21 protein-coding genes are annotated in these 18,850 nt (G+C 73.0%); 7 read left to right on the forward strand and 14 right to left on the reverse strand.

All coding sequences use genetic code 11. The annotated features are described in order from the left end of the window. Positions 1 to 43 precede the first annotated feature (43 nt). Together ACZ6CZ_RS14605 and ACZ6CZ_RS14610 are read right to left on the reverse strand one after the other, a co-directional pair. On the reverse strand, positions 44 to 235 hold the full coding sequence (locus tag ACZ6CZ_RS14605; protein WP_469019696.1) for a hypothetical protein: 192 nt from the start codon (positions 233 to 235) through the stop codon (positions 44 to 46). Positions 236 to 316: 81 nt separating this feature from the next. After that, entirely contained in the window at positions 317 to 1,270 is a 954-nt protein-coding gene (locus ACZ6CZ_RS14610) for an ROK family protein (RefSeq protein ID WP_469019698.1), read from the reverse strand. A gap of 293 nt (positions 1,271 to 1,563) precedes the next feature. Between ACZ6CZ_RS14610 and ACZ6CZ_RS14615 the strand changes: the two genes are divergently transcribed. Continuing rightward, positions 1,564 to 2,625: a LacI family DNA-binding transcriptional regulator gene (locus tag ACZ6CZ_RS14615; RefSeq protein ID WP_469019700.1), complete on the forward strand. Its 1,062-nt coding sequence runs from the start codon at positions 1,564 to 1,566 to the stop codon at positions 2,623 to 2,625. Between the two features lie 28 nt (positions 2,626 to 2,653). Here ACZ6CZ_RS14615 and ACZ6CZ_RS14620 read toward each other — a convergent pair whose 3' ends face one another. The 5 genes from ACZ6CZ_RS14620 to ACZ6CZ_RS14640 form a co-directional block, all read right to left on the reverse strand. Beyond that, complete coding sequence (locus ACZ6CZ_RS14620) at positions 2,654 to 3,952, reverse strand: DUF6986 family protein (protein WP_469019702.1); 1,299 nt, start codon at positions 3,950 to 3,952, stop codon at positions 2,654 to 2,656. A gap of 159 nt (positions 3,953 to 4,111) precedes the next feature. Next, positions 4,112 to 5,074 (reverse strand): electron transfer flavoprotein subunit alpha/FixB family protein, encoded by a 963-nt coding sequence (locus ACZ6CZ_RS14625; protein WP_469019704.1) that lies wholly within the window; start codon positions 5,072 to 5,074, stop codon positions 4,112 to 4,114. A gap of 53 nt (positions 5,075 to 5,127) precedes the next feature. Beyond that, positions 5,128 to 5,913, reverse strand: a complete 786-nt coding sequence (locus ACZ6CZ_RS14630; protein ID WP_469019707.1) for an electron transfer flavoprotein subunit beta/FixA family protein — start codon at positions 5,911 to 5,913, stop codon at positions 5,128 to 5,130. Positions 5,914 to 6,132: 219 nt separating this feature from the next. Then, positions 6,133 to 6,642 (reverse strand): flavin reductase family protein, encoded by a 510-nt coding sequence (locus ACZ6CZ_RS14635; RefSeq protein ID WP_469019709.1) that lies wholly within the window; start codon positions 6,640 to 6,642, stop codon positions 6,133 to 6,135. Positions 6,643 to 6,850: 208 nt separating this feature from the next. After that, on the reverse strand, positions 6,851 to 7,264 hold the full coding sequence (locus ACZ6CZ_RS14640) for a TlpA family protein disulfide reductase (RefSeq protein ID WP_469019712.1): 414 nt from the start codon (positions 7,262 to 7,264) through the stop codon (positions 6,851 to 6,853). Between the two features lie 75 nt (positions 7,265 to 7,339). Between ACZ6CZ_RS14640 and ACZ6CZ_RS14645 the strand changes: the two genes are divergently transcribed. Both ACZ6CZ_RS14645 and ACZ6CZ_RS14650 read left to right on the forward strand, forming a co-directional pair. After that, complete coding sequence (locus ACZ6CZ_RS14645) at positions 7,340 to 7,756, forward strand: DUF4395 domain-containing protein (RefSeq protein ID WP_469019714.1); 417 nt, start codon at positions 7,340 to 7,342, stop codon at positions 7,754 to 7,756. Positions 7,757 to 7,944: 188 nt separating this feature from the next. Next, the gene (locus ACZ6CZ_RS14650; protein ID WP_469019720.1) at positions 7,945 to 8,673 is read left to right on the forward strand and encodes a lysophospholipid acyltransferase family protein; all 729 of its coding nucleotides are present in this window, start codon (positions 7,945 to 7,947) and stop codon (positions 8,671 to 8,673) included. Positions 8,674 to 8,749: 76 nt separating this feature from the next. On the opposite strand, the gene ACZ6CZ_RS14655 is transcribed toward ACZ6CZ_RS14650, so the two are convergent. From ACZ6CZ_RS14655 to ACZ6CZ_RS14670, 4 genes are all read right to left on the reverse strand, one after another. Then, the gene (locus ACZ6CZ_RS14655) at positions 8,750 to 9,343 is read right to left on the reverse strand and encodes a transglutaminase-like domain-containing protein (RefSeq protein ID WP_469019723.1); all 594 of its coding nucleotides are present in this window, start codon (positions 9,341 to 9,343) and stop codon (positions 8,750 to 8,752) included. A gap of 94 nt (positions 9,344 to 9,437) precedes the next feature. Next, on the reverse strand, positions 9,438 to 10,508 hold the full coding sequence (locus tag ACZ6CZ_RS14660; protein ID WP_469019726.1) for a threonine aldolase family protein: 1,071 nt from the start codon (positions 10,506 to 10,508) through the stop codon (positions 9,438 to 9,440). Further along, complete coding sequence (locus tag ACZ6CZ_RS14665; protein WP_469019730.1) at positions 10,505 to 11,251, reverse strand: SDR family NAD(P)-dependent oxidoreductase; 747 nt, start codon at positions 11,249 to 11,251, stop codon at positions 10,505 to 10,507. Before ACZ6CZ_RS14665 ends, ACZ6CZ_RS14660 begins: the two co-directional genes overlap by 4 nt. 38 nt (positions 11,252 to 11,289) lie before the next feature. Further along, positions 11,290 to 12,687 carry a DUF6421 family protein gene (locus tag ACZ6CZ_RS14670; protein WP_469019733.1) on the reverse strand — a complete coding sequence of 466 codons (1,398 nt, stop codon included), beginning with the start codon at positions 12,685 to 12,687 and terminating at the stop codon, positions 11,290 to 11,292. A gap of 436 nt (positions 12,688 to 13,123) precedes the next feature. Here ACZ6CZ_RS14670 and ACZ6CZ_RS14675 point away from each other — a divergent pair, with 436 nt between their 5' ends. Then, complete coding sequence (locus tag ACZ6CZ_RS14675) at positions 13,124 to 13,807, forward strand: glycerophosphodiester phosphodiesterase (RefSeq protein ID WP_469019735.1); 684 nt, start codon at positions 13,124 to 13,126, stop codon at positions 13,805 to 13,807. 27 nt (positions 13,808 to 13,834) lie between these two features. Here ACZ6CZ_RS14675 and ACZ6CZ_RS14680 read toward each other — a convergent pair whose 3' ends face one another. Next, positions 13,835 to 14,377, reverse strand: a complete 543-nt coding sequence (locus ACZ6CZ_RS14680) for a GNAT family N-acetyltransferase (protein WP_469019740.1) — start codon at positions 14,375 to 14,377, stop codon at positions 13,835 to 13,837. A 71-nt stretch (positions 14,378 to 14,448) separates the two neighbouring features. Here ACZ6CZ_RS14680 and ACZ6CZ_RS14685 point away from each other — a divergent pair, with 71 nt between their 5' ends. From ACZ6CZ_RS14685 to ACZ6CZ_RS14695, 3 genes are all read left to right on the forward strand, one after another. Further along, a complete protein-coding gene (locus ACZ6CZ_RS14685) occupies positions 14,449 to 14,841 on the forward strand; it encodes a VOC family protein (protein ID WP_469019743.1) in 393 nt (130 codons plus the stop codon). Between the two features lie 254 nt (positions 14,842 to 15,095). Further along, positions 15,096 to 15,470 carry a VOC family protein gene (locus ACZ6CZ_RS14690; RefSeq protein ID WP_469019749.1) on the forward strand — a complete coding sequence of 125 codons (375 nt, stop codon included), beginning with the start codon at positions 15,096 to 15,098 and terminating at the stop codon, positions 15,468 to 15,470. 159 nt (positions 15,471 to 15,629) lie between these two features. After that, the gene (locus tag ACZ6CZ_RS14695; protein ID WP_469019751.1) at positions 15,630 to 16,394 is read left to right on the forward strand and encodes a VOC family protein; all 765 of its coding nucleotides are present in this window, start codon (positions 15,630 to 15,632) and stop codon (positions 16,392 to 16,394) included. Between the two features lie 12 nt (positions 16,395 to 16,406). On the opposite strand, the gene ACZ6CZ_RS14700 is transcribed toward ACZ6CZ_RS14695, so the two are convergent. Next, entirely contained in the window at positions 16,407 to 17,015 is a 609-nt protein-coding gene (locus ACZ6CZ_RS14700; RefSeq protein ID WP_469019754.1) for a MarR family winged helix-turn-helix transcriptional regulator, read from the reverse strand. Then, on the reverse strand, positions 17,012 to 18,676 hold the full coding sequence (locus ACZ6CZ_RS14705; protein ID WP_469019756.1) for an FUSC family protein: 1,665 nt from the start codon (positions 18,674 to 18,676) through the stop codon (positions 17,012 to 17,014). Before ACZ6CZ_RS14705 ends, ACZ6CZ_RS14700 begins: the two co-directional genes overlap by 4 nt. Positions 18,677 to 18,850: the final 174 nt, after the last annotated feature.

The raw sequence follows: 18,850 nt of genomic DNA on the forward strand, positions 1-18,850 counted from the left end.
GTCCCCTCGGCGGGGGCACCGGCACCCGGTCGCGGCCGGGGCGCTATCCCTGACCGAGGGCGTTCTCGTCCACGTCGAAGCTGTCCTGGCTGACCAGGTGGTCGACCGTGCCGGCGGTGTCCTGGATCTTGAGGTCGTCGACGACGGCGTGGCCGGCGGCGTGGGAGGGGGTGACGGCCGCCACGACGAATCCGGTGGCGAGGCTGGCGATGGCGAGCATGCTGCGCTTCTTCATGCCCGGCTCAACTGCGCAGCGGCGCCGGGGTCACGCGGATACCCGCGTCCGGACCACACCGGCTCGCGCGACCGGACCGGATCAGACCCCCGCGATGGTCGCGTCCGGCCTGCGGGTCAGTGCCGCCGCCGCGGCGCCGACCAGGCCCGCGTCCGTGCCCGTCCGCGCCGGGGCGACGGTCAGGCGCCGGACGAAGGACAGGGTCGCGTAGTCGGCGAGGGCCGTGCGCAGCGGCGTGAACAGGACGTCACCGGCCTTGGCCACGCCCCCGCCGACGACCGCGATGTCGATCTCGACCAGGGTCGCGGTGGCCGCGATCCCGGCGGCCAGCGCCTGTGCGGCCCGTTCGAAGGAGGCGACGGCGACCGGGTCGCCGTCCCGGGCGGCGGCGGCCACCGCGGCGGCGGAGGTGTCGCCGTCCGGGCCGGGCCGCCAGCCCTGCTCCAGCGCACGGCGGGCGATGTTCGGACCGCTGGCGATGCGCTCGACGCAGCCGCGGGCGCCGCACGGGCACGGGTCTCCGTCCAGGTCGACGCTGATGTGGCCGATGTGACCGGCGTTGCCCGTGGGCCCGGGGTGCAGCCGGCCGTTCAGCACCAGTCCGCCGCCCACTCCGGTGGAGACCACCATGCACAGCGCGTTGTCGTGGCCGCGCGCCGCGCCCTGCCAGTGCTCCGCCGCGGTGATGGCCACGCCGTCGCCGATCAGCTCGACGGGCAGACCGCCGGTGGCCGCGCGCACCCGCTCGACCAGGGGATAGTCACGCCAGCCCGGCACGTTGACCGGGCTCACGGTGCCCGCCGAGGCGTCCACCGGACCGGCGCTGCCGATGCCCGTCGACACGACGCGTCCCCACTGCGGCGCCCCGGCGAGTTCACCGAGCACCTCCTCGACGGCCCGCATGACCGTCTCACCGTCCTGCCGCGCGGGCGTCGCGCGCTGCGCCCGCACCTGGATCCGTCCGTGACCGTCCACCAGGGCGCCGGCGATCTTGGTGCCGCCGATGTCCAGGGCTGCCACGAGGTCGGTGTGCATCAGAGTCAGATCTCCCCGTCAACCAATCGAATGCCATGAGAAGGCGCAGGCCGGTCGCGGTGGGGGCGCGGGCCGGAGATAGCGGTGGACAGTCTCTCCCGCATCTGACAACGTTGTCCAGGCTCTATGCTCGACGCCACATCCTCATACAACCGCACAGATCTCCGCACCCGTTCCGCAGCCCTCCTCCGCTTTCTCCGACTTTCCCGCCTCCAGCGCGACTTCCCTCCGTTCTCCCAGGCTCTCCTCGGCTTCTCCGGCTCCCTCCCCGCATCAGGACAGGACTCCGCATCGTGCCCGACACCACCCGCCGCGCAGACCGTCTCGCCGACCGCCTCCCGGGCAGTCGCTACGGCAACCGTCCGACCATGAAGGACGTGGCGGCCCGCGCCGGGGTCGGACTCAAGACGGTCTCCCGGGTGGTCAACGGCGAGCCGGGGGTCACCCCGGACACCGAGCGCCGGGTGCAGGAGGCGATCGAGGCGCTCGGCTTCCGCCGCAACGACAGCGCGCGGGTGCTGCGCAAGGGCCGCACCGCGAGCATCGGCCTGGTCCTGGAGGACCTCGCCGACCCCTTCTACGGCCCGCTCAGCCGCGCGGTCGAGGAGGTCGCCCGGGCGCACGGCGCCCTGCTGATCAACGGCTCCAGCGCGGAGGACCCGGAGCGTGAGCAGGAGCTGGCGCTGGCGCTGTGCGCGCGGCGGGTGGACGGCCTGGTGGTCATCCCGGCCGGTGACGACCACCGCTACCTGGAGCCGGAGATCAGGGCGGGCGTCGCGACGGTGTTCGTGGACCGCCCGGCCGGGATGATCGAGGCGGACGTCGTGCTGTCCGACAACCACGGCGGCGCCCGTGACGGCGTCGCCCACCTGATCGCGCACGGCCACCGCCGGATCGGGTTCATCGGCGACATGCCCCGCATCCACACCGCCGCCGAGCGGCTGCGCGGCTACCGGGCCGCCATGGAGGACGCCGGGATATCCGTCGAGGACGCGTGGATGTCCCTCGGGGCGACGGACCCGGAGCGGGTGCGCCGGGCGACACAGGAGATGCTCTCCGGCCCCTCCCCGGTCACGGCGGTCTTCGCGGGCAACAACCGGGTGACGGTGACCGTCATCCGGGTCCTGGCCGAGCAGGCGCGGCCGGTCGCCCTCGTCGGCTTCGACGACATCGAGCTGGCCGACCTGCTGCGGCCGGGGGTCACGGTCGTCGCCCAGGACGCGGCCGCCCTCGGCCGTACGGCCGCCGAGCGGCTGTTCCGGCAGCTGGACGGCGTGGCCCTCGCCCCGGAGCGGATCGAGCTGCCGACCCGGCTGATCACCCGCGGCTCCGGCGAGCTGCCGCCCGCCGACTGAGCCGCGCCCGGGGTGGTGGCGCGGGCCGCTACTTGACGGACGCCGTCAGGTCACCGCGCCGGGGTGCCGCGAAGCCCTCCAGGTCGGCCCGGGTCAGCCCGGACAGCCGGGCGACCTCGGCGACGTCGAGGGCGCCGCAGTCCAGTCCGCGCAGCAGGTAGCCGCTGAGGGCCTTGGCCGTGGCGGGCTCGTCCATCACGTCACCGCCGGCCCGGTCGGCGTAGCGGGCGAGGCGGCCCGCGGCCTGTGCGAAGCCCTCGCGGTAGAAGGCGAAGACGGCCGCGTACCGGGTGGGGAGGTGGCCGGGGTGCATGTCCCAGCCCTGGTAGTAGGCGCGGGCCAGGGCGCGGCGGGTGAGGCCGTAGTGCAGCCGCCAGGCGTCGTGGACCTTCGCGGTCGGGCCGACCGGCAGCACGTTGGTGGAGCCGTCACAGACGCGGACGCCGGTGCCGGCCGCCGCCACCTGCATGACCGCCTTGGCGTGATCGGCGGCCGGGTGGTCGCTGGCCTGGTGGGCGGCGGAGACGCCGAGGCAGGCGCTGTAGTCGAAGGTGCCGTAGTGCAGTCCGGTGGCGCGGCCCTCGGCGGCCTGGATCATCCGGGCGACGGTGGCGGTGCCGTCGGTGGCCAGGATGGACTGGCTGGTCTCGATCTGGATCTCGAAGCCGATGCGGCCGGGCTCGAGACCGCGTGCCTTCTCGAACGCCTCCAGCAGGCGGACCATGGCGCCCACCTGCTCGGGGTACGTCACCTTCGGCAGGGTGAGCACCAGCCCGTCGGGCAGGCCGCCGGCCTCCAGCAGGCCGGTGAGGAAGATGTCCAGGGTGCGGATGCCGCGGTCGCGCACGGCGGCCTCCATGCACTTCATGCGGATGCCCATGTACGGGGCCGCCGTGCCCTGGGCCGAGGCCTCGGCGACGATCCGGGCCGCGCGGACCGCGTCCGCGTCCTCCTCGGCGTCGGAGCGGGGGCCGTAGCCGTCCTCGAAGTCGACGCGCAGGTCTTCCACCGGCTCGCGTTCGAGCTTGGCGCGGACGCGGGAGTGGACGGGCTCGGCGAGGTCGCCGTCGAGGCCGAGGACGGCGGCGAAGGAGGCGGCGTCCGGGGCGTGTTCGTCCAGGGCGGCGAGTGCCCGGTCGCCCCAGGTGCGGACGGTGTCGGCCGCGAAGACGTCGCCGGGGACGTACACGGTGTGGACGGGCTGCCGGGTGCCGGGGTCTCCCGGGTAGCGGCGCTCCAGCTCCGCGTCGACCGGTGCGAGGGAGGCGCTGATCTCCTCGCTGACGGCGCCCGCGAGGCTCGTCGCCACCTTCTCCTGCTGACCCATCCCACACCCTCCAATTTTCCGCTGTACGGAATCAACAATCCGTAGAATGAAGTTATCCGGGGTGGTTCCCGCCGGTCAACACCTGCCGGGCCGTCTCCAGGATGCACCGAGGCCCCCGTGACCGTGCCGGTCGCGGGGGCCTCGTACGCCGGGGCGGGATCAGCCCTTGCGGGCCTTGATCTCCTCGGTGAGCTGCGGGACCACGTCGAAGAGGTCGCCGACGACGCCGTAGTCGACCAGGTCGAAGATCGGGGCCTCGGCGTCCTTGTTGACGGCCACGATCGTCTTCGAGGTCTGCATGCCGGCCCGGTGCTGGATCGCACCGGAGATGCCGTTGGCGATGTACAGCTGCGGCGAGACCGACTTGCCGGTCTGGCCGACCTGGTTGGTGTGCGGGTACCAGCCCGCGTCCACCGCGGCGCGCGAGGCGCCGACGGCCGCGCCGAGGGAGTCGGCGAGCGCCTCGATGATCGAGAAGTTCTCCGCGCCGTTGACACCGCGGCCGCCCGAGACCACGATCGCGGCCTCGGTCAGCTCCGGGCGGCCCGTCGACTCGCGCGGCGTGCGGCCGGTGACCTTGGTGCCGGTCGCCTGCTCCGAGAAGGAGACGGACAGGGCCTCGACGGCGCCGGCGGCCGGAGCGGCCTCCACGGCGGCCGAGTTCGGCTTGACGGTGATGACGGGGGTGCCCTTGACGACGCGGGACTTGGTGGTGAAGGACGCGGCGAACACCGACTGGGTGGCCACCGGGCCCTCGTCGCCGGCCTCGAGGTCGACGGCGTCGGTGATGATGCCGGCGCCGATGCGCAGCGCCAGGCGGGCGGCGATCTCCTTGCCCTCGGCGGAGGACGGGACCAGCACGGCGGCCGGGGAGACGGCCTCGTGGGCGGCCTGGAGGGCGTCGACCTTCGGCACGACGAGGTAGTCGGCGTACTCGGCGGCGTCGTGCGTGAGGACCTTGACCGCGCCGTGCTCGGCGAGCGTGGCGGCGGTGTCACCGGCACCCGGGCCGAGGGCGACCGCGACGGGCTCGCCGATGCGGCGGGCCAGGGTCAGCAGCTCCAGGGTGGGCTTGCGGACGGCGCCGTCCACGTGGTCGACGTAGACGAGGACTTCAGCCATGGGATTGCTCTCCTGCGTAACGAAGTTGAGGGGCGGTCGGCGGGCGCGGACTCTTAGATGAACTTCTGGCCCGCGAGGAACTCAGCGAGCTGCTTGCCGCCCTCGCCCTCGTCCTTGACGATGGTGCCGGCCGTGCGGGCCGGACGCTCGGTCACGGTCTTGACCTTGGTGAACGCGCCGTCCAGACCGACCTCTTCGGCCTCGATGTCCAGGTCGGACAGGTCCCAGGACTCCACCGGCTTCTTCTTGGCCGCCATGATGCCCTTGAAGGACGGGTAGCGCGCCTCGCCCGACTGGTCGGTGACGGACACGAGCGCCGGCAGGGAGGCCTGGAGCTGCTCGGAGGCGGCGTCGCCGTCGCGGCGGCCGGTGACCGTGCCGTCCTCGACCGAGACCTCGGACAGCAGCGTGACCTGCGGGACGCCCAGACGCTCGGCGACCAGCGCGGGGACGACGCCCATGGTGCCGTCGGTGGAGGCCATGCCGGAGACGACCAGGTCGAAGCCCGCCTTCTCGATCGCCTTGGCCAGCACCAGGGAGGTGCCGATGGCGTCGGTGCCGTGCAGGTCGTCGTCCTCGACGTGGATCGCCTTGTCGGCACCCATCGAGAGGGCCTTGCGCAGCGCGTCCTTGGCGTCCTCGGGGCCGACCGTCAGCACGGTGACCTCGGCGTCGTCCGCGGCCTCGGCGATCTGCAGCGCCTGCTCGACCGCGTACTCGTCCAGTTCGGAGAGCAGACCGTCCACGTCGTCGCGGTCGACGGTCAGGTCATCGGCGAAGTGCCGGTCGCCAGTGGCGTCGGGCACGTACTTCACAGTGACAACGATCCTCAAGCTCACGCCGGCTCTCCTACTGCATCGTCATTTCCGGGCTGCCTCTTGCAGGCAGCATAGGCGCCTGAAGCGGCCGGTCCCGGTCGGGGCGTCCGCGCGCTCCGACCGAAACATTACTCGTCAGTACACCCAGTTCGTTCCCGCTAAGCAAGCGCTTTGAACTGTGACCTTCGCAACGCAGCGTAACCGGAACCCGACGACCGCGCAGACCGGGGGCGCGGGGTGTCAGTCGCGCAGTGCGGTGAAGCCGCCCTGGTGGTAGAGGAGCGGCCGGCCGGCTCCGGTGGGGTCGCCCGTGACGACCTCCGCCAGCACGATGCGGTGGTCACCGGCGGGGACGCGCCCGACGGTCCGGCACACCAGCCAGACCAGGACGCCGTCCAGGACGGGGACGCCTTCGGGGCCCTCGCGCCAGGCCGTGTGCGGGCCGAAGCGGTCGGCGCCGCTGCGCGCGAAGGTGGCCGCCAGCTCACCCTGGTGCTCGCCCAGCACATGGACGCCGACGTGGTCGGCCCGGGCTATCGCGGGCCAGCTGGACGCGCCGGTGCCGATGCCGAAGGAGACCATCGGCGGGTCGGCGGAGACGGAGGTGAGGGAGGTGGCGGTGAAGCCGACCGGTCCCGCGTCGCCGCGGGCGGTGATCACCGCGACCCCCGCGGCGTGCCGCCGGAAGGCGGAGCGCAGCAGGTCGGGAGAGGCGAGCCGGGGAGTGCCGAGGCCGGGCGTGGCCGTCATGGAGTTGTCCTTCTGCGGGAAGTGGCGTCGGGGTCCGCTGCTGCTCAACAGCCCGGACAGCACGCGCTCGCGGTGCGGACGAGGTCGACGTGGGCCCGCCCGGAGAGAAGGAGTCTGCTCACCATGGGGCCAGGCTGACGAGAGGCGGCGGGTCCCGTCAAGGAGGTACGGGCAGGTGGGAGATGACTCACCGTCGTCCGCGTCACCGTCAGACCGCCTCCGCCAGCGCGGCGATGACGTCCGCCTTGCGCGGCTGTCCGGTCGCCCGGCGCACCACCCGGCCGTCCGCGTCCAGGACGAGCACGGTGGGGGTCTTGAGGATCTCCAGTTCACGGACCAGGTCCAGCCGGGTCTCGGCGTCGATCTCGACGTGGGTGACGCCCGGAACCATGCCGGCGACCTCGCCGAGGACGCGCCGGGTGGCGCGGCAGGGCGCGCAGAAGGCACTGGAGAACTGCACCAGCGTGGCCCGCGGCCCGAGTTCCCCGCCCAGCTCGGCCGCGCCGAGCCGCTTGCCGTCGTCCCGCCCGCGCACTCTCACTCTCCCGCTCCGCCGCTTGTGCAGCACTCCGTAGGCGCTCGCCACCGCGAGCACCGCCACGCACACCACGAGTCCGGTCATCCTCCGCGTCAGCATTCATCAGACTGCAAAGATTCCCGGCTGCCCGGCGGGTTTCCCGTGCGGAATGCTTGATTCATGGACATCGATGTGAGGGGGCCGCGCTTCGGGGCGGCCGTGACGGCTCTCGTCCTGGCGGCCACGCTCGTCACCGGGAGCCCCTGGCCGCTGGCCTGGCAGGCGCTGGCGTTCGCGCTGGGCGCGGCCGGGGGCGTGCACCGGTCACCGTACGGCGTGCTGTTCCGCGCCGTGGTACGGCCGCGGCTGGGGCCGCCGACGGAGTTCGAGGCGCCCGGGCCGCCCCGGTTCGCGCAGGCGGTGGGGCTCGGCTTCGCCGTGCTGGGGCTCGCGGGCTTCCTCACCGGGACCGGATGGCTGGCGCTCGCGGCGACCGGGGCGGCGCTGGCGGCCGCCTTCCTGAACGCGGCGTTCGGGTACTGCCTGGGCTGCGAGATGTTCTTGCTGGTCCGCCGCGTGACGGTACGCGCGGAGTAAAGGGGACGCAAAAGCCCGAGGTGGGTGGATCACGGTCGACGTGACGAGAATCTCGCCACACCGGGGCACTGGGACTGGCTACCCGTCCGTTCTTCGGGCACCATCTGCGAGACGCCGTAAACCTACGGCTCCGTAACTTCCCGCCGGGATCCCTTTTCCAGGCAGAGCAGAAAGGGTCCACGCCGCCCATGGCAGAGCTGGTCTACCGTCCCGTCATCGGTTTCGCCAGGACCTTGTTCAAGGTCTGGGACCTGAAGATCGATTGCCAGGGTTCGCAGAACATCCCGCGCACGGGCGGCGCCGTGCTGGTGAGCAACCACATCAGCTACCTGGACTTCGTCTTCAACGGCCTGGCGGCGCTGCCGCAGAAGCGCCTGGTGCGCTTCATGGCGAAGGAGGCCGTCTTCCGCCACAAGGTGTCGGGGCCGCTGATGCGCGGGATGAAGCACATCCCGGTGGACCGCCAGCAGGGTGAGACCGCCTACGCCCACGCGCTGGACTCGCTGCGCTCGGGTGAGGTCATCGGGGTCTTCCCCGAGGCCACGATCTCGCAGTCCTTCACCCTCAAGAGCTTCAAGTCCGGCGCGGCCCGGCTGGCCCAGGAGGCCGGCGTCCCGCTCGTCCCCATGGCGCTGTGGGGCACGCAGCGCCTGTGGACCAAGGGACAGCCGCGCAACTTCCGGCGCAGCCACATCCCGATCACCATGCGGGTCGGCGAGCCGGTCGAGGCGCCCCGTGACCAGTACGCGGGCGCCATCACCCGCCGGCTGCGCGAGCGCGTCGGGGAGCTTCTCGACGCCGCCCAGCGCGCCTACCCCGCCCGCCCCAAGGGCGCCGAGGACACCTGGTGGCTGCCGGCCCACCTCGGCGGCTCGGCCCCCACCCAGGAGCAGCTGCGCGCGGCCGAGGCCCACTGACGCGGCGCTTCGGGCGGCCCGGGCCCACCGGCACAGCGCTGTGGGCCCGTGGGCCCGTGTCCGCGCCGGAGCGTGCTCAGAGCGCGGCGGGGAGCGCCTTCCACAGGGACGCCCGGTCCGGCGCCGCCTTCAGGGCGGCGAGCACGCCCCCGTGCGGCGCGGCGTACAGGGCCGGGTAGTCCACCTCGCCGGCTCCCCGGTCCGGGATCCAGGCCAGCCGCTCACCGCTCAGCGAGAACCGGGCATCGACGCCGGGCTTGTTGCCCCGCACGTCCTGGCGGTGCCACGCGCCCTTGAACCGCACCGCCACCAGCCCGTGCAGGACATGTCCGCAGCCGTCGTCGTGCGTCAGCCGCTGGTAGCACAGCGCCGCCGGGATGTCCTCCGCGCGCAGCAGCGCGGCGAACGCGTGCGCCTTGGCGTGGCAGATGCCGGTGCGCCGCTCGAGCACGTCGGAGGCGCGCCAGGTGACGCGCAGGTCCCCGGAGTCCTGCGAGTGGGGGATCGCGTCCCGTACGAACGTGTAGGCCGCGCGCGCATACTCATACGAGTCGGACACCTCCCCGGCCAGCCGGGCGGCGGTGCGCCGCACCACCGGGTGGTCGTGGTCGATGACCTCGTCGGCGGCCAGATAGGCGGACAGGTCGGCGGTTTCCTGGATCAGCTCCATGGCCGCAGAGCATAGAAACGCGATCACCCGAGAGTCAATGACTTTTCAGGCGACCGCATATCTATGCATCAGATGAGAGGTGCGCACCCGGGTCCTAGCGGGCCATCTCCTCCTTCAGTGCCCCCAGGAAGGCGTCCACGTCGTCCTCCGTCGTGTCGAAGGAGCACATCCAGCGCACGCTCCCGGCCTTCTCGTCCCAGAAGTAGAACCGGAACCGCTTCTGCAGCCGCTCGCTCACCTCGTTCGGGAGCTTGGCGAAGACGCCGTTGGCCTGCACCGGGTAGAGGATCTCCACCCCGTCCACCGCCCGCACGCCCTCCGCGAGGCGCTGGGCCATCGCGTTGGCGTGGCGGGCGTTGCGCAGCCACAGGTCCTTGGCGAGCAGCGCCTCCAGTTGCACCGACACGAACCGCATCTTCGAGGCGAGCTGCATGGACAGCTTGCGCAGGTGCTTCATGCGGCGCACGGCGTCGGGGTTGAGGACCACGACCGCCTCGCCGTACAGGGCGCCGTTCTTCGTCCCGCCGAGGGAGAGCAGGTCGACGCCGGCCGCGTTGGTGAACGTCCGCATCGGCACGTCCAGCGAGGCGGCCGCGTTGGCTATCCGGGAGCCGTCCAGGTGCACCCGCATGCCGTGCGCGTGGGCGTGCTCGCAGATCGCGCGGATCTCGTCGGGCGTGTACAGCGTGCCCAGCTCGGTGCTCTGGGTGAGGGAGACGACCTGCGGCATGGCGCGGTGCTCGTCCTCCCAGCCGTACGCCTGCCGGTCGATCAGGTCGGGGGTGAGCTTGCCGTCGGGCGTGGGCACGGTGAGCAGCTTCAGCCCGCCGACCCGCTCGGGCGCCCCGCCCTCGTCGACGTTGATGTGCGCGCTCTCGGCGCAGATCACCGCGCCCCAGCGGTCGGTGACCGCCTGGAGCGCGACGACGTTCGCGCCGGTGCCGTTGAACACCGGGAACGCCTCGGCCGTGGAGCCGAAGTGGCTGCGGATGATCCGCTGCAGGTTCTCGGTGTACTCGTCCTCGCCGTACGCCACCTGGTGGCCGCCGTTGGCCAGGGCCAGGGCGGCCAGCACCTCCGGGTGGGCACCGGCGTAGTTGTCACTGGCGAAACCGCGGACCTCGGGGTCGTGATGACGACGCGCGTCGGTCCTGGGAGGGTTCACGGCTTCTCGGTCAGCCACAGACGGTTTCCGTTCACTTCGGCGGCGGGCTTGTCCCAGACGCCCTCGATGGCCTCGGCCAGGTCCTCGACGTCCGTGAAGCCCGCGAACTTCGCGTTGGGGCGTTCGGCGCGCATCGCGTCGTGCACCAGCGCCTTGACCACCAGGATGGCAGCCGCGGACGTGGGCCCGTCGGGGCCCCCGGCCTTGCGGAAGAAGTCGGCCATGGCGAGCGTCCACGCCTCGGCCGCGGCCTTGGCGGCGGAGTAGGCGGCGTTGCCGGCGGTGGGCCGGCTTGCGCCGGCGGCGCTGATCAGGACGTACCGGCCGCGCTCGCTGCGCTGGAGGGCTTCGTGGAAGGCGAGGGAGGTGTGCTGCACGGTGCGTACGAGCAGCAGCTCCAGGAAGTCCCAGTCGTCGAGGCTGGTCTTGGTGAAGGTCTCGCTGCCGCGCCAGCCGCCGACCAGGTGCACCAGACCGTCGACCCGGCCGAAGTCCTTCTCGATGTGCGTGGCCCAGTCGCGGGTCGAGCCCAGGTCCAGCAGGTCCACCGTGTCGCCGGTGACGGCGGCGCCGCCGGAGGCGTACCGGGCCGCGTCCACGGCCTCGGACAGCCGCTGCGGGTCGTTGTCCGCCCCGACGACGGTCGCGCCGGCCTCGGCCAGCCGGATCAGTGCCGCCCGCCCCGCGGGTCCGCCGGCGCCGGCGACCGCGATCACCGCACCGCTGAGAGCCCCGTTCCCCATGATCTTCCCCTCTGCAGCCGAGTTGTGGACGCGGTCGCTCACGCGGCGATCCGCTCGGCGCTGTCCGCGGTGATGCCCTTGGTGGAGGCGATGACGTTCTTCAGCTTCTTGGACAGGGCCTCAAAGAACATGCTGAGCGGAAACTCGTCCGCCAGCACGTCGTCCACCAGCTTGCGCGGCGGCTGGGTCAGGTCGAGGGCGTCGGGGCCCTTGGCCCACTTGGAGCCCGGGTGCGGCGCGAGGTAGGTGGCGACCAGCTCGTAGCCGGCGAACCAGTGCACCAGCTTGGGGCGGTCGATGCCGTCCTTGTAGAGCTTCTCGATCTCGGCGCACAGCTGGTTGGTGACCTGCGGGGCGCGCTCCCAGTCGATGGAGAGCCGGTTGTCCGTCCACCGGACCACGTCGTGCTTGTGCAGGTAGGCGAAGAGCAGCTGGCCGCCGAGGCCGTCGTAGTTGCGCACGCGCTCACCGGTGACCGGGAAGCGGAACATGCGGTCGAACAGCACCGCGTACTGCACGTCACGGGCCTGCGGGACACCGTCCGCCTGGAGCTTCACGGCCTCGCGGAAGGCGGTGAGGTCGCAGCGCAGCTCCTCCAGGCCGTACATCCAGAACGGCTGGCGCTGCTTGATCATGAAGGGGTCGAACGGCAGGTCGCCGTGGCTGTGGGTGCGGTCGTGGATCATGTCCCACAGCACGAACGCCTCTTCACAGCGCTTCTGGTCGTGGACCATGGCGGCGATGTCCTCGGGCAGCTCCAGGCCCAGGATGCCGACGGCCGCGTCGGTGACCCGGCGGAAGCGGGCGGCCTCGCGGTCGCAGAAGATGCCGCCCCAGGAGAATCGTTCCGGCGCCTCGCGCACGGCGATGGTCTCCGGGAACAGCACGGCGGAGTTGGTGTCGTACCCGGCGGTGAAGTCCTCGAAGGTGATCCCGCAGAACAGCGGGTTGTCGTACCGGGTGCGCTCCAGCTCGGCCAGCCAGTCCGGCCAGACCATGCGCAGCACGACCGCTTCGAGGTTGCGGTCGGGGTTGCCGTTCTGGGTGTACATGGGGAAGACGACCAGGTGCTGGAGACCGTCGGCGCGGTGCGCGGCGGGCTGGAAGGCCAGCAGCGAGTCCAGGAAGTCCGGCACCTCGAAGCCGCCGTCGGCCCAGCGGCGCAGGTCCCGCACGAGCGCCCGGTGGTAGTCGGCGTCGTGCGGCAGGAGCGGGGACAGCTGCCCGACCGCCTCGACCACACGGGCGACGGCCGCCTCGGCGTCGGCGCGGGCGGGAGCGCCGTCGGCCTCGAGGTCTATGGAGCCGTCCTTGGACTGCCATGGCCGGATCCGCTCCACCGCATCCTTGAGCACGGGCCACGCCGGGTGCTCGATCACCCTGGCCGCAGGAGGAACCTGCGCCTCCGGACCCACCTGCACAAGAATTTCCGTCATGTCCCATCCTCCACGGGCGAAGCTCATCTGAGGACACCGTACGCACAGGTGCTTTCAGCCAGCAAGAGGGGACTCCGCAAATTATCCTGCCTGTCCGCATCGTTACCGATGTTTTTCCTGCGGTAAACCGTGACGGCGCTCACTTCGGCCGCATTCGGGGGTCGGCACCAACCGACGGGGGCCGGCGCCCAGGGCCGGGTGCGGTCCGGCGGCCGATCGCGTCCGGCCGAGTCAACGCCGGGGAGACTCGCCCACCTGCGGGTGACCGCCGGGGCGGGCACGGGCCCGCGCCCGCCCGCGCGTCACTCCAATCGCGCGTGTACGCGCGGGTTCATCGCCGGACCCGGCCATTAGGCTGCGAGCCTGCTGCGTGGACGACGGCGTCCCCGTCGGGTCCGCGCGCGCCGAGCCGCCGTCGACGGAAGCGAGTTGAACCTTGAACTTCCTTACCATCGGTCACCGCGGTGTCATGGGCGTCGAGCCCGAGAACACCCTCCGCTCCTTCGTCGCCGCCCAGCAGGCCGGCCTCGACCTGATCGAACTGGATCTGCACCTGAGCAAGGACGGCGCGCTCGTCGTCATGCACGACGCGGAGGTGGACCGGACGACCGACGGCACCGGTCCGATTGCCGAACTGACCCTCGGCGAACTGCGCGCCCTCGACGCGGGCCGGGGCGAGCGCGTCCCGGTCTTCGAGGAGGTCCTGGACGCGGTGAAGTCGCCGCTGCAGGCCGAGATCAAGGACGTCGCGGCCGCCCGGGCGCTGGCCGAGGTCATCCGGCGCCGGGACCTCGTCCCCCGGGTGGAGGTGTCGTCCTTCCACGACGAGGCCCTCGCCGAGATCACCCGGCTGGTGCCCGGGGTGCGCACCGCGCTGGTGGCCAGCCGGTTCGGCGCGGACGTGGTGGAGCGCGCGCGGGACGTGGGCGCGGCGACCCTCTGCCTCAACATCCGGCGGCTGACCCTGGAGGTCGTCGAGCACGCCCGCAAGGCCGATCTGAAGGTCATCGGCTGGGTGGTCAACACCCAGGACCAGCTGCGGCTGGTCCGGGCGCTCGGGCTCGACGGCGCGACGACCGACTACCCGGAGATCAAGCGCACGGGCCGCTTCACCGCGTGACCCGGCGCCCGGCCCACCGCGCGGGCCTCACACCAGCGGCTTGACCAGCAGCTCGAACTCCAGGTCGGCACGTTGCGGGACGCCGAAGCGCTCGTCGCCGTACGGGAAGGGCGTCATCCGTCCCGTACGGCGGTAGCCGCGGCGCTCGTACCAGGCGATCAGCTCCTCGCGCACCGATATCACGGTCATGTGCATCTCGGTGACGCCCCAGGTCTCGCGGGCCCGCCGCTCGGCCTCCGTGAGCACGATCCGGCCCAGACCTCCGCCCTGCCGGTCGGGACTGACCGCGAACATGCCGAAGTAGGCGTGGCCGCCGCGGTGCTCCAGCTGGCAGCAGGCCACCGGGCGGCCGTCCCGCTCGACGACCAGCAGCCGGCTGTCGGGCGACGTGATCACCGCGAGTACGCCCTCCGGATCGGTCCGCTGCCCCTGGAGGATGTCCGCCTCGGTGGTCCAGCCGGCCCGGCTGGCGTCTCCCCGGTAGGCCGACTCGATCAACGCGACCAGCGCGTCCACGTCGGCGTCGGTGGCGTCGCGGAAGGTGAGTCCGGTGGCGGCGGCGGTGTCCATGGGGCGGATCTCCGATCGGGGGCGCGGCTGAACCAGGACGAAGGGTAACCCTGCCAGTAGTCTCCGGGTGCATGGTGCATGTACTGAGCAGCCGGATCCTCCTCCAGCCCGCCGACCCCGAGCGGTCCCGCGTCTTCTACGGCGAGCAGCTCGGCCTCGCCGTCCACCGCGAGTTCGGCACCGGCCCCGAGCGCGGGACCGTGTACTTCCTCGGCGGCGGCTTCCTCGAGGTCTCCGGGCGGTCCGCGACGCCGCCGTCCCCGGCCGTGCGGCTGTGGCTCCAGGTCCAGGACGCGGCGGCCGCCCAGGAGGAGCTGCTGGCCAAGGGCGTCGAGATCGTCCGGCCGCCGGTGCGCGAGCCGTGGGGCCTGATCGAGATGTGGATCGCTGACCCCGACGGCACCCCGATCGTCCTCGTCGAGATCCCCGCGGACCATCCGCTGCGCCACCGGCCGGGGATCTAGGACCTGCCCACGCGGAACCAGTTGGGCGCGGGCGCCCGACCGGCCGGGACGCGGTGGTTGTGGTACCGGGGCCTGATCGCCTACGGTTCCGGCGTGAACACCGGACCGGCGCGACGACGCCACACACGGATCGGCGACCCGGTGGTGGACTGAGCGGGCGGCGCGGGCGCCGCCCGCCTCCGGCACGCGGACCTCCCCGTGGTCGTGCACCACGACGCGTCCCTTCCGTGCCGAACCGCAGTGAGGTCCACCGCATGACAGCCACCTTCAACCACACCATCATCGCCTCCCGGGACCGCGAGGAATCCGCCCGGTTCTTCCGCGAACTGCTGGAAGTTCCCCCGGCGCCGTCCTGGGGCCCCTTCACCAACATCCGGCTCACCGACGGCGTGCTGCTCCAGTTCGCCGAGCCGCCGGTGGAGATCCAGATGCAGCACTACGCGTTCCTGGTCGACGACGACCTGTTCGACCGGGCGTACCGGCGACTGTGCGATCACGGCATCGAGCACTGGGCCGATCCGCAGATGCGGCGCCCGGGCGAGACCAACGACGAGCACGGCGGCCGCGGGGTGTACTTCAAGGACCCCTCCGGCCACGCCATCGAGCTGATCACCCGCCCGTACCTGTGACCGGGGCCGGTGACCGGAAACCCCCTGGCGGGAGCCGGTCACCGGGCCGGGTACGGGGGCCTGCGACGGCCGCCGTGCGAGGCGGCGGCTAGCGTGCCAGGGGGTCCTGGACCGCCGCGTCGGCGGGCGACGCCCGGCCGGGGCCGGAAGGGTGTTGCCATGCGACTCGACGAGCCGGTGACCGGCGGTCCCTGCTGGACGGAGCTGGGGACCAGTGACCTGGACGGCGCGGGACGGTTCTACGCGGACCTGTTCGGCTGGCGCCCCGAGCGGGACCCGCGGCCGGAGGCGGGCGGCTACACGGTGGCGCACCTCGGGGACGCGCCGGTCGCCGCGCTCAGCCCGCTGTACCAGGAGAGCCAGCCCGTCGCCTGGAACGTGTCCTTCGCTGTCCCGGACGCCGACGAGGCGGTACGGCGCGTTCGGGAGGCGGGCGGCACCGTGCTGCTCGCCCCCACGGACGTCTTCGACGCGGGCCGCTTCGCCGTCGCCGCGGACACGGCCGGTGCCGCCTTCCAGCTGTGGCAGGCGCGGGCCTTCCGGGGCGCCGGGCTGTTCAACGCGCCCGGGTCGCTGGGCTGGGTGGAGCTGGCGACCCGGCAGCCCGACGGGGCCCGGGACTTCTACCCGGCGGTGTTCGGCTGGAGCGTGAACGCCTCCGAGTGGTACACGCAGTGGGGCGTCGACGGCGCGGACTTCGGCGGCATGACGGAACTCGGCGGGCGGTACGCGCCCGAGGTGCCCGCGCACTGGCTGCCGTACTTCGCCGTGGCCGACGTGGACGCGATCGCGGACGCGGCGGTACGGGCGGGCGGGAGCGTCTTCATCGAGCCCACCTCGGTGCCGCACGGCCCGCGCACCGCGGTCCTGCGCGATCCGCAGGGTGCGGCCTTCGGTGTGTACCGGGCGGGCGACGAGGGCTGAGGCCGGGCCCGCTCAGGCGCGCAGGGCGCCCAGCTGTCCCTCCAGCCGGCCGAGCAGGTCGGCCAGGAGCGAGGCCAGTTCGCCCTGGCCCTCGGGGGCCAGGACGGACAGCACGGCCGTCTCGTAGGCGAGCTGCTCGGGCAGGATGCCGTCGACGAGGTCGCGTCCGGTGTCGGTGAGGCGGACGTGGGCGACCCTGCGGTCCCGGGTGTCGCCGCGCCGCTCCACCAGACCGCGCTCGGTCAGCTGCTTGAGCCGCTTGGTGACGGCGGCCCCGGAGGAGAAGGTCTCCCGCGCCAGCTCGCTCGGGGTCAGCTCGTGGCCGGTGCGGCGCAGCGCGCCGAGCAGGTCGAACTCGGGGCGGCTCAGCCCGGCCCGGCGCAGCGGGGCGTCCTCGGCCTGTTGCAGGAGGGCGGCGCAGCGGTTGATGCGGCCGATGACCTCCATGGGGCCGGTGTTCAGCTGGGGGTGCACGGCCCGCCACTGCCGGACCACGGCGGCGACGGTGTCCTTCCCGGCCGGGCCGCCGCCGGCCGGGAGGCGTCCCTCCGCCTCGGTGCGCGACCGCGCCGCCGCCTCCGGGTCCCCTCCGGCCGGCGGTCGTTCGTTCCTCGGCGTCATGGCCGTGCGCCCTCCGATGTCCTGTCCGCGTCCTGGTCCAGAGGGGTCCGCCCCCGGGCTCGTACCGTCGCGGCGAGCGTACGGTGTGCGGACTGCTCGGCGAGCACGACCCGCTCCTGGGGCCAGGCACGCTGCCACCACTCACCTGACGCGGCGTCGGCCGTGGCCCGCAGGTCGACCAGGGCGGCGGCGAGCCGGTGCCGGGCGGCGTCCAGGGCGCCGGGCCCGGGCCGGTCCCCGGCGAGCAGGCGGGCGGTGTCCTCGCGGGTGCGCTCCAGTGCGGTCAGCGCCCGTTCCACGCGGTCGCCGGCGCGCCGGTCGGTGACGACGACGGCGGCGACGAAGCCGACCAGCGCGCCGACCAGGGTGTCCAGTACGCGCTCGGTGATCAGCCGGCCGGAGTCCTGGGTGCGGGCGAACTCGGTGACGAGCAGCGCCATCGGGGTGACGCAGACGCTGCCGAGCCAGTAGTTGCGGGCGATCAGCGCCTCGGCGCCGAAGTTGAAGGCCACGCAGGCGAGGACCGGCAGCGCCGGGTGCAGCCGGGCGAGCGGGACGACGGCGGCGAAGACCAGGACGCCGAGCAGGTTGCCGACGACGCGCTGCACGGCCCGGCTCCAGGTGAGGGTGATGTTGGCCTGGTAGAGGGAGGCGGCGGTGACCAGGGCCCAGTAGGGGCGGCCCACGCCGAGCGCGAGGGAGGCGTAGCCGGCGAGGGCGCAGCCGATCGCGGTGCGGGCGGCGAGGGGGGCGAGCGGGCCGGGGCGGCGCCACCAGGGGCGGCGCGGGAAGGCGAGTTCGGCGTCCACGCCGCGCAGTTCGTCGGCGTCCGCGCGCGAGGCGCCGGCCTCCGGCACGCGTCCGGTGCCGCGCAGGTCGCGGGCCCAGGCGCGCAACCGCTCCGGGTCGCTGTCGGCGGGGGCCGCGAGCGCCACCTCGGCGCGGACCAGGAGCCGTTCGAGGGCGCGGCGGGTGCGGTCGGGGCGGGCGCCGGCCGCCAGCAGGGACTGCCAGGCCGCGTGGACGGCGCCGCCCGCGGCGGCGCGGGCGGCGGTGTGCCCGTCGCCGGTCCCGCGCGTGGCGGCGTACGCGGCGGCGGCGTTCAGGGCCTGTGCGGTGGCGCGCCGTTCCGGCCCGTGCGGGCGCAGCAGCCCGGGCGCCATGGCGACCACCCAGGCCCAGGCGCCGGCCGCGAGGGCCAGAGCGAGGTGTCCGGGGACCTGGCCGAGGGTCTGCGGCGCGAAGAGGGAGGCGGAGCCGATGAAGGTGAGGACGATGTTGCCGGGCGGCCCGATGCGGGTGGCGTCGCACACCGTCTTCTGCGCGGCGGCCATCAGGGCGCCGACGGTGACCAGCACGACGGCGTCGTGGGTGAGCGAGGCGGTGACCAGCGCGAGGCCCAGTCCGCCGACCATGCCGAGCACGACCCACACCAGGACGCGGGCCCGGGCGGCGTAGGGGCGGTTGTGGCCGTAGAGCGCGCACAGCGACCCGGCCATCGTGTACATGACGAGGTCGAGGCGGCCCAGGGCCAGCAGGAGCAGATTGGGCGGGGCGACCGAGGCGACCACGCTGAGCGCGGGCTTGAACCAGATGTCGGAGGGACGGCCGAGGCGGAGGGCACCCAGAAGGGGCAGACGGAAGCGGGTCGCACTGCTCATAACGGAAATCTAGCACATGCTTCACTGGTAAACCACTCGTGAAGCGCTTTGCCCACCGGGCGATGCCCTCACGCCCGTTCACCCACCGCGCTCCCCCCGATGCACCCCGTGTACATCCTTGCGCCCGCGTGCGCGCCGACCGCCGCGGGCATCGCAACCCTCGACCGACCGTCG

Source organism: Streptomyces sp. NPDC041135, assembly GCF_055592085.1.

What these genes read in the sequence shown, in the direction of transcription:
- ACZ6CZ_RS14625 (WP_469019704.1), bottom strand. Translation starts at nt 5,074, where the DNA reads ATGGCTGAAGTCCTCGTCTACGTCGACCACGTGGACGGCGCCGTCCGC.
- ACZ6CZ_RS14650 (WP_469019720.1), top strand. Translation starts at nt 7,945, where the DNA reads ATGGCAGAGCTGGTCTACCGTCCCGTCATCGGTTTCGCCAGGACCTTG.
- ACZ6CZ_RS14635 (WP_469019709.1), bottom strand. Translation starts at nt 6,642, where the DNA reads ATGACGGCCACGCCCGGCCTCGGCACTCCCCGGCTCGCCTCTCCCGAC.
- ACZ6CZ_RS14690 (WP_469019749.1), top strand. Translation starts at nt 15,096, where the DNA reads ATGACAGCCACCTTCAACCACACCATCATCGCCTCCCGGGACCGCGAG.
- ACZ6CZ_RS14665 (WP_469019730.1), bottom strand. Translation starts at nt 11,251, where the DNA reads ATGGGGAACGGGGCTCTCAGCGGTGCGGTGATCGCGGTCGCCGGCGCC.
- ACZ6CZ_RS14700 (WP_469019754.1), bottom strand. Translation starts at nt 17,015, where the DNA reads ATGACGCCGAGGAACGAACGACCGCCGGCCGGAGGGGACCCGGAGGCG.
- ACZ6CZ_RS14610 (WP_469019698.1), bottom strand. Translation starts at nt 1,270, where the DNA reads ATGCACACCGACCTCGTGGCAGCCCTGGACATCGGCGGCACCAAGATC.
- ACZ6CZ_RS14655 (WP_469019723.1), bottom strand. Translation starts at nt 9,343, where the DNA reads ATGGAGCTGATCCAGGAAACCGCCGACCTGTCCGCCTATCTGGCCGCC.
- ACZ6CZ_RS14705 (WP_469019756.1), bottom strand. Translation starts at nt 18,676, where the DNA reads ATGAGCAGTGCGACCCGCTTCCGTCTGCCCCTTCTGGGTGCCCTCCGC.
- ACZ6CZ_RS14695 (WP_469019751.1), top strand. Translation starts at nt 15,630, where the DNA reads ATGCGACTCGACGAGCCGGTGACCGGCGGTCCCTGCTGGACGGAGCTG.
- ACZ6CZ_RS14645 (WP_469019714.1), top strand. Translation starts at nt 7,340, where the DNA reads ATGGACATCGATGTGAGGGGGCCGCGCTTCGGGGCGGCCGTGACGGCT.
- ACZ6CZ_RS14640 (WP_469019712.1), bottom strand. Translation starts at nt 7,264, where the DNA reads ATGACCGGACTCGTGGTGTGCGTGGCGGTGCTCGCGGTGGCGAGCGCC.
- ACZ6CZ_RS14680 (WP_469019740.1), bottom strand. Translation starts at nt 14,377, where the DNA reads ATGGACACCGCCGCCGCCACCGGACTCACCTTCCGCGACGCCACCGAC.
- ACZ6CZ_RS14670 (WP_469019733.1), bottom strand. Translation starts at nt 12,687, where the DNA reads ATGACGGAAATTCTTGTGCAGGTGGGTCCGGAGGCGCAGGTTCCTCCT.
- ACZ6CZ_RS14620 (WP_469019702.1), bottom strand. Translation starts at nt 3,952, where the DNA reads ATGGGTCAGCAGGAGAAGGTGGCGACGAGCCTCGCGGGCGCCGTCAGC.
- ACZ6CZ_RS14605 (WP_469019696.1), bottom strand. Translation starts at nt 235, where the DNA reads ATGAAGAAGCGCAGCATGCTCGCCATCGCCAGCCTCGCCACCGGATTC.
- ACZ6CZ_RS14685 (WP_469019743.1), top strand. Translation starts at nt 14,449, where the DNA reads ATGGTGCATGTACTGAGCAGCCGGATCCTCCTCCAGCCCGCCGACCCC.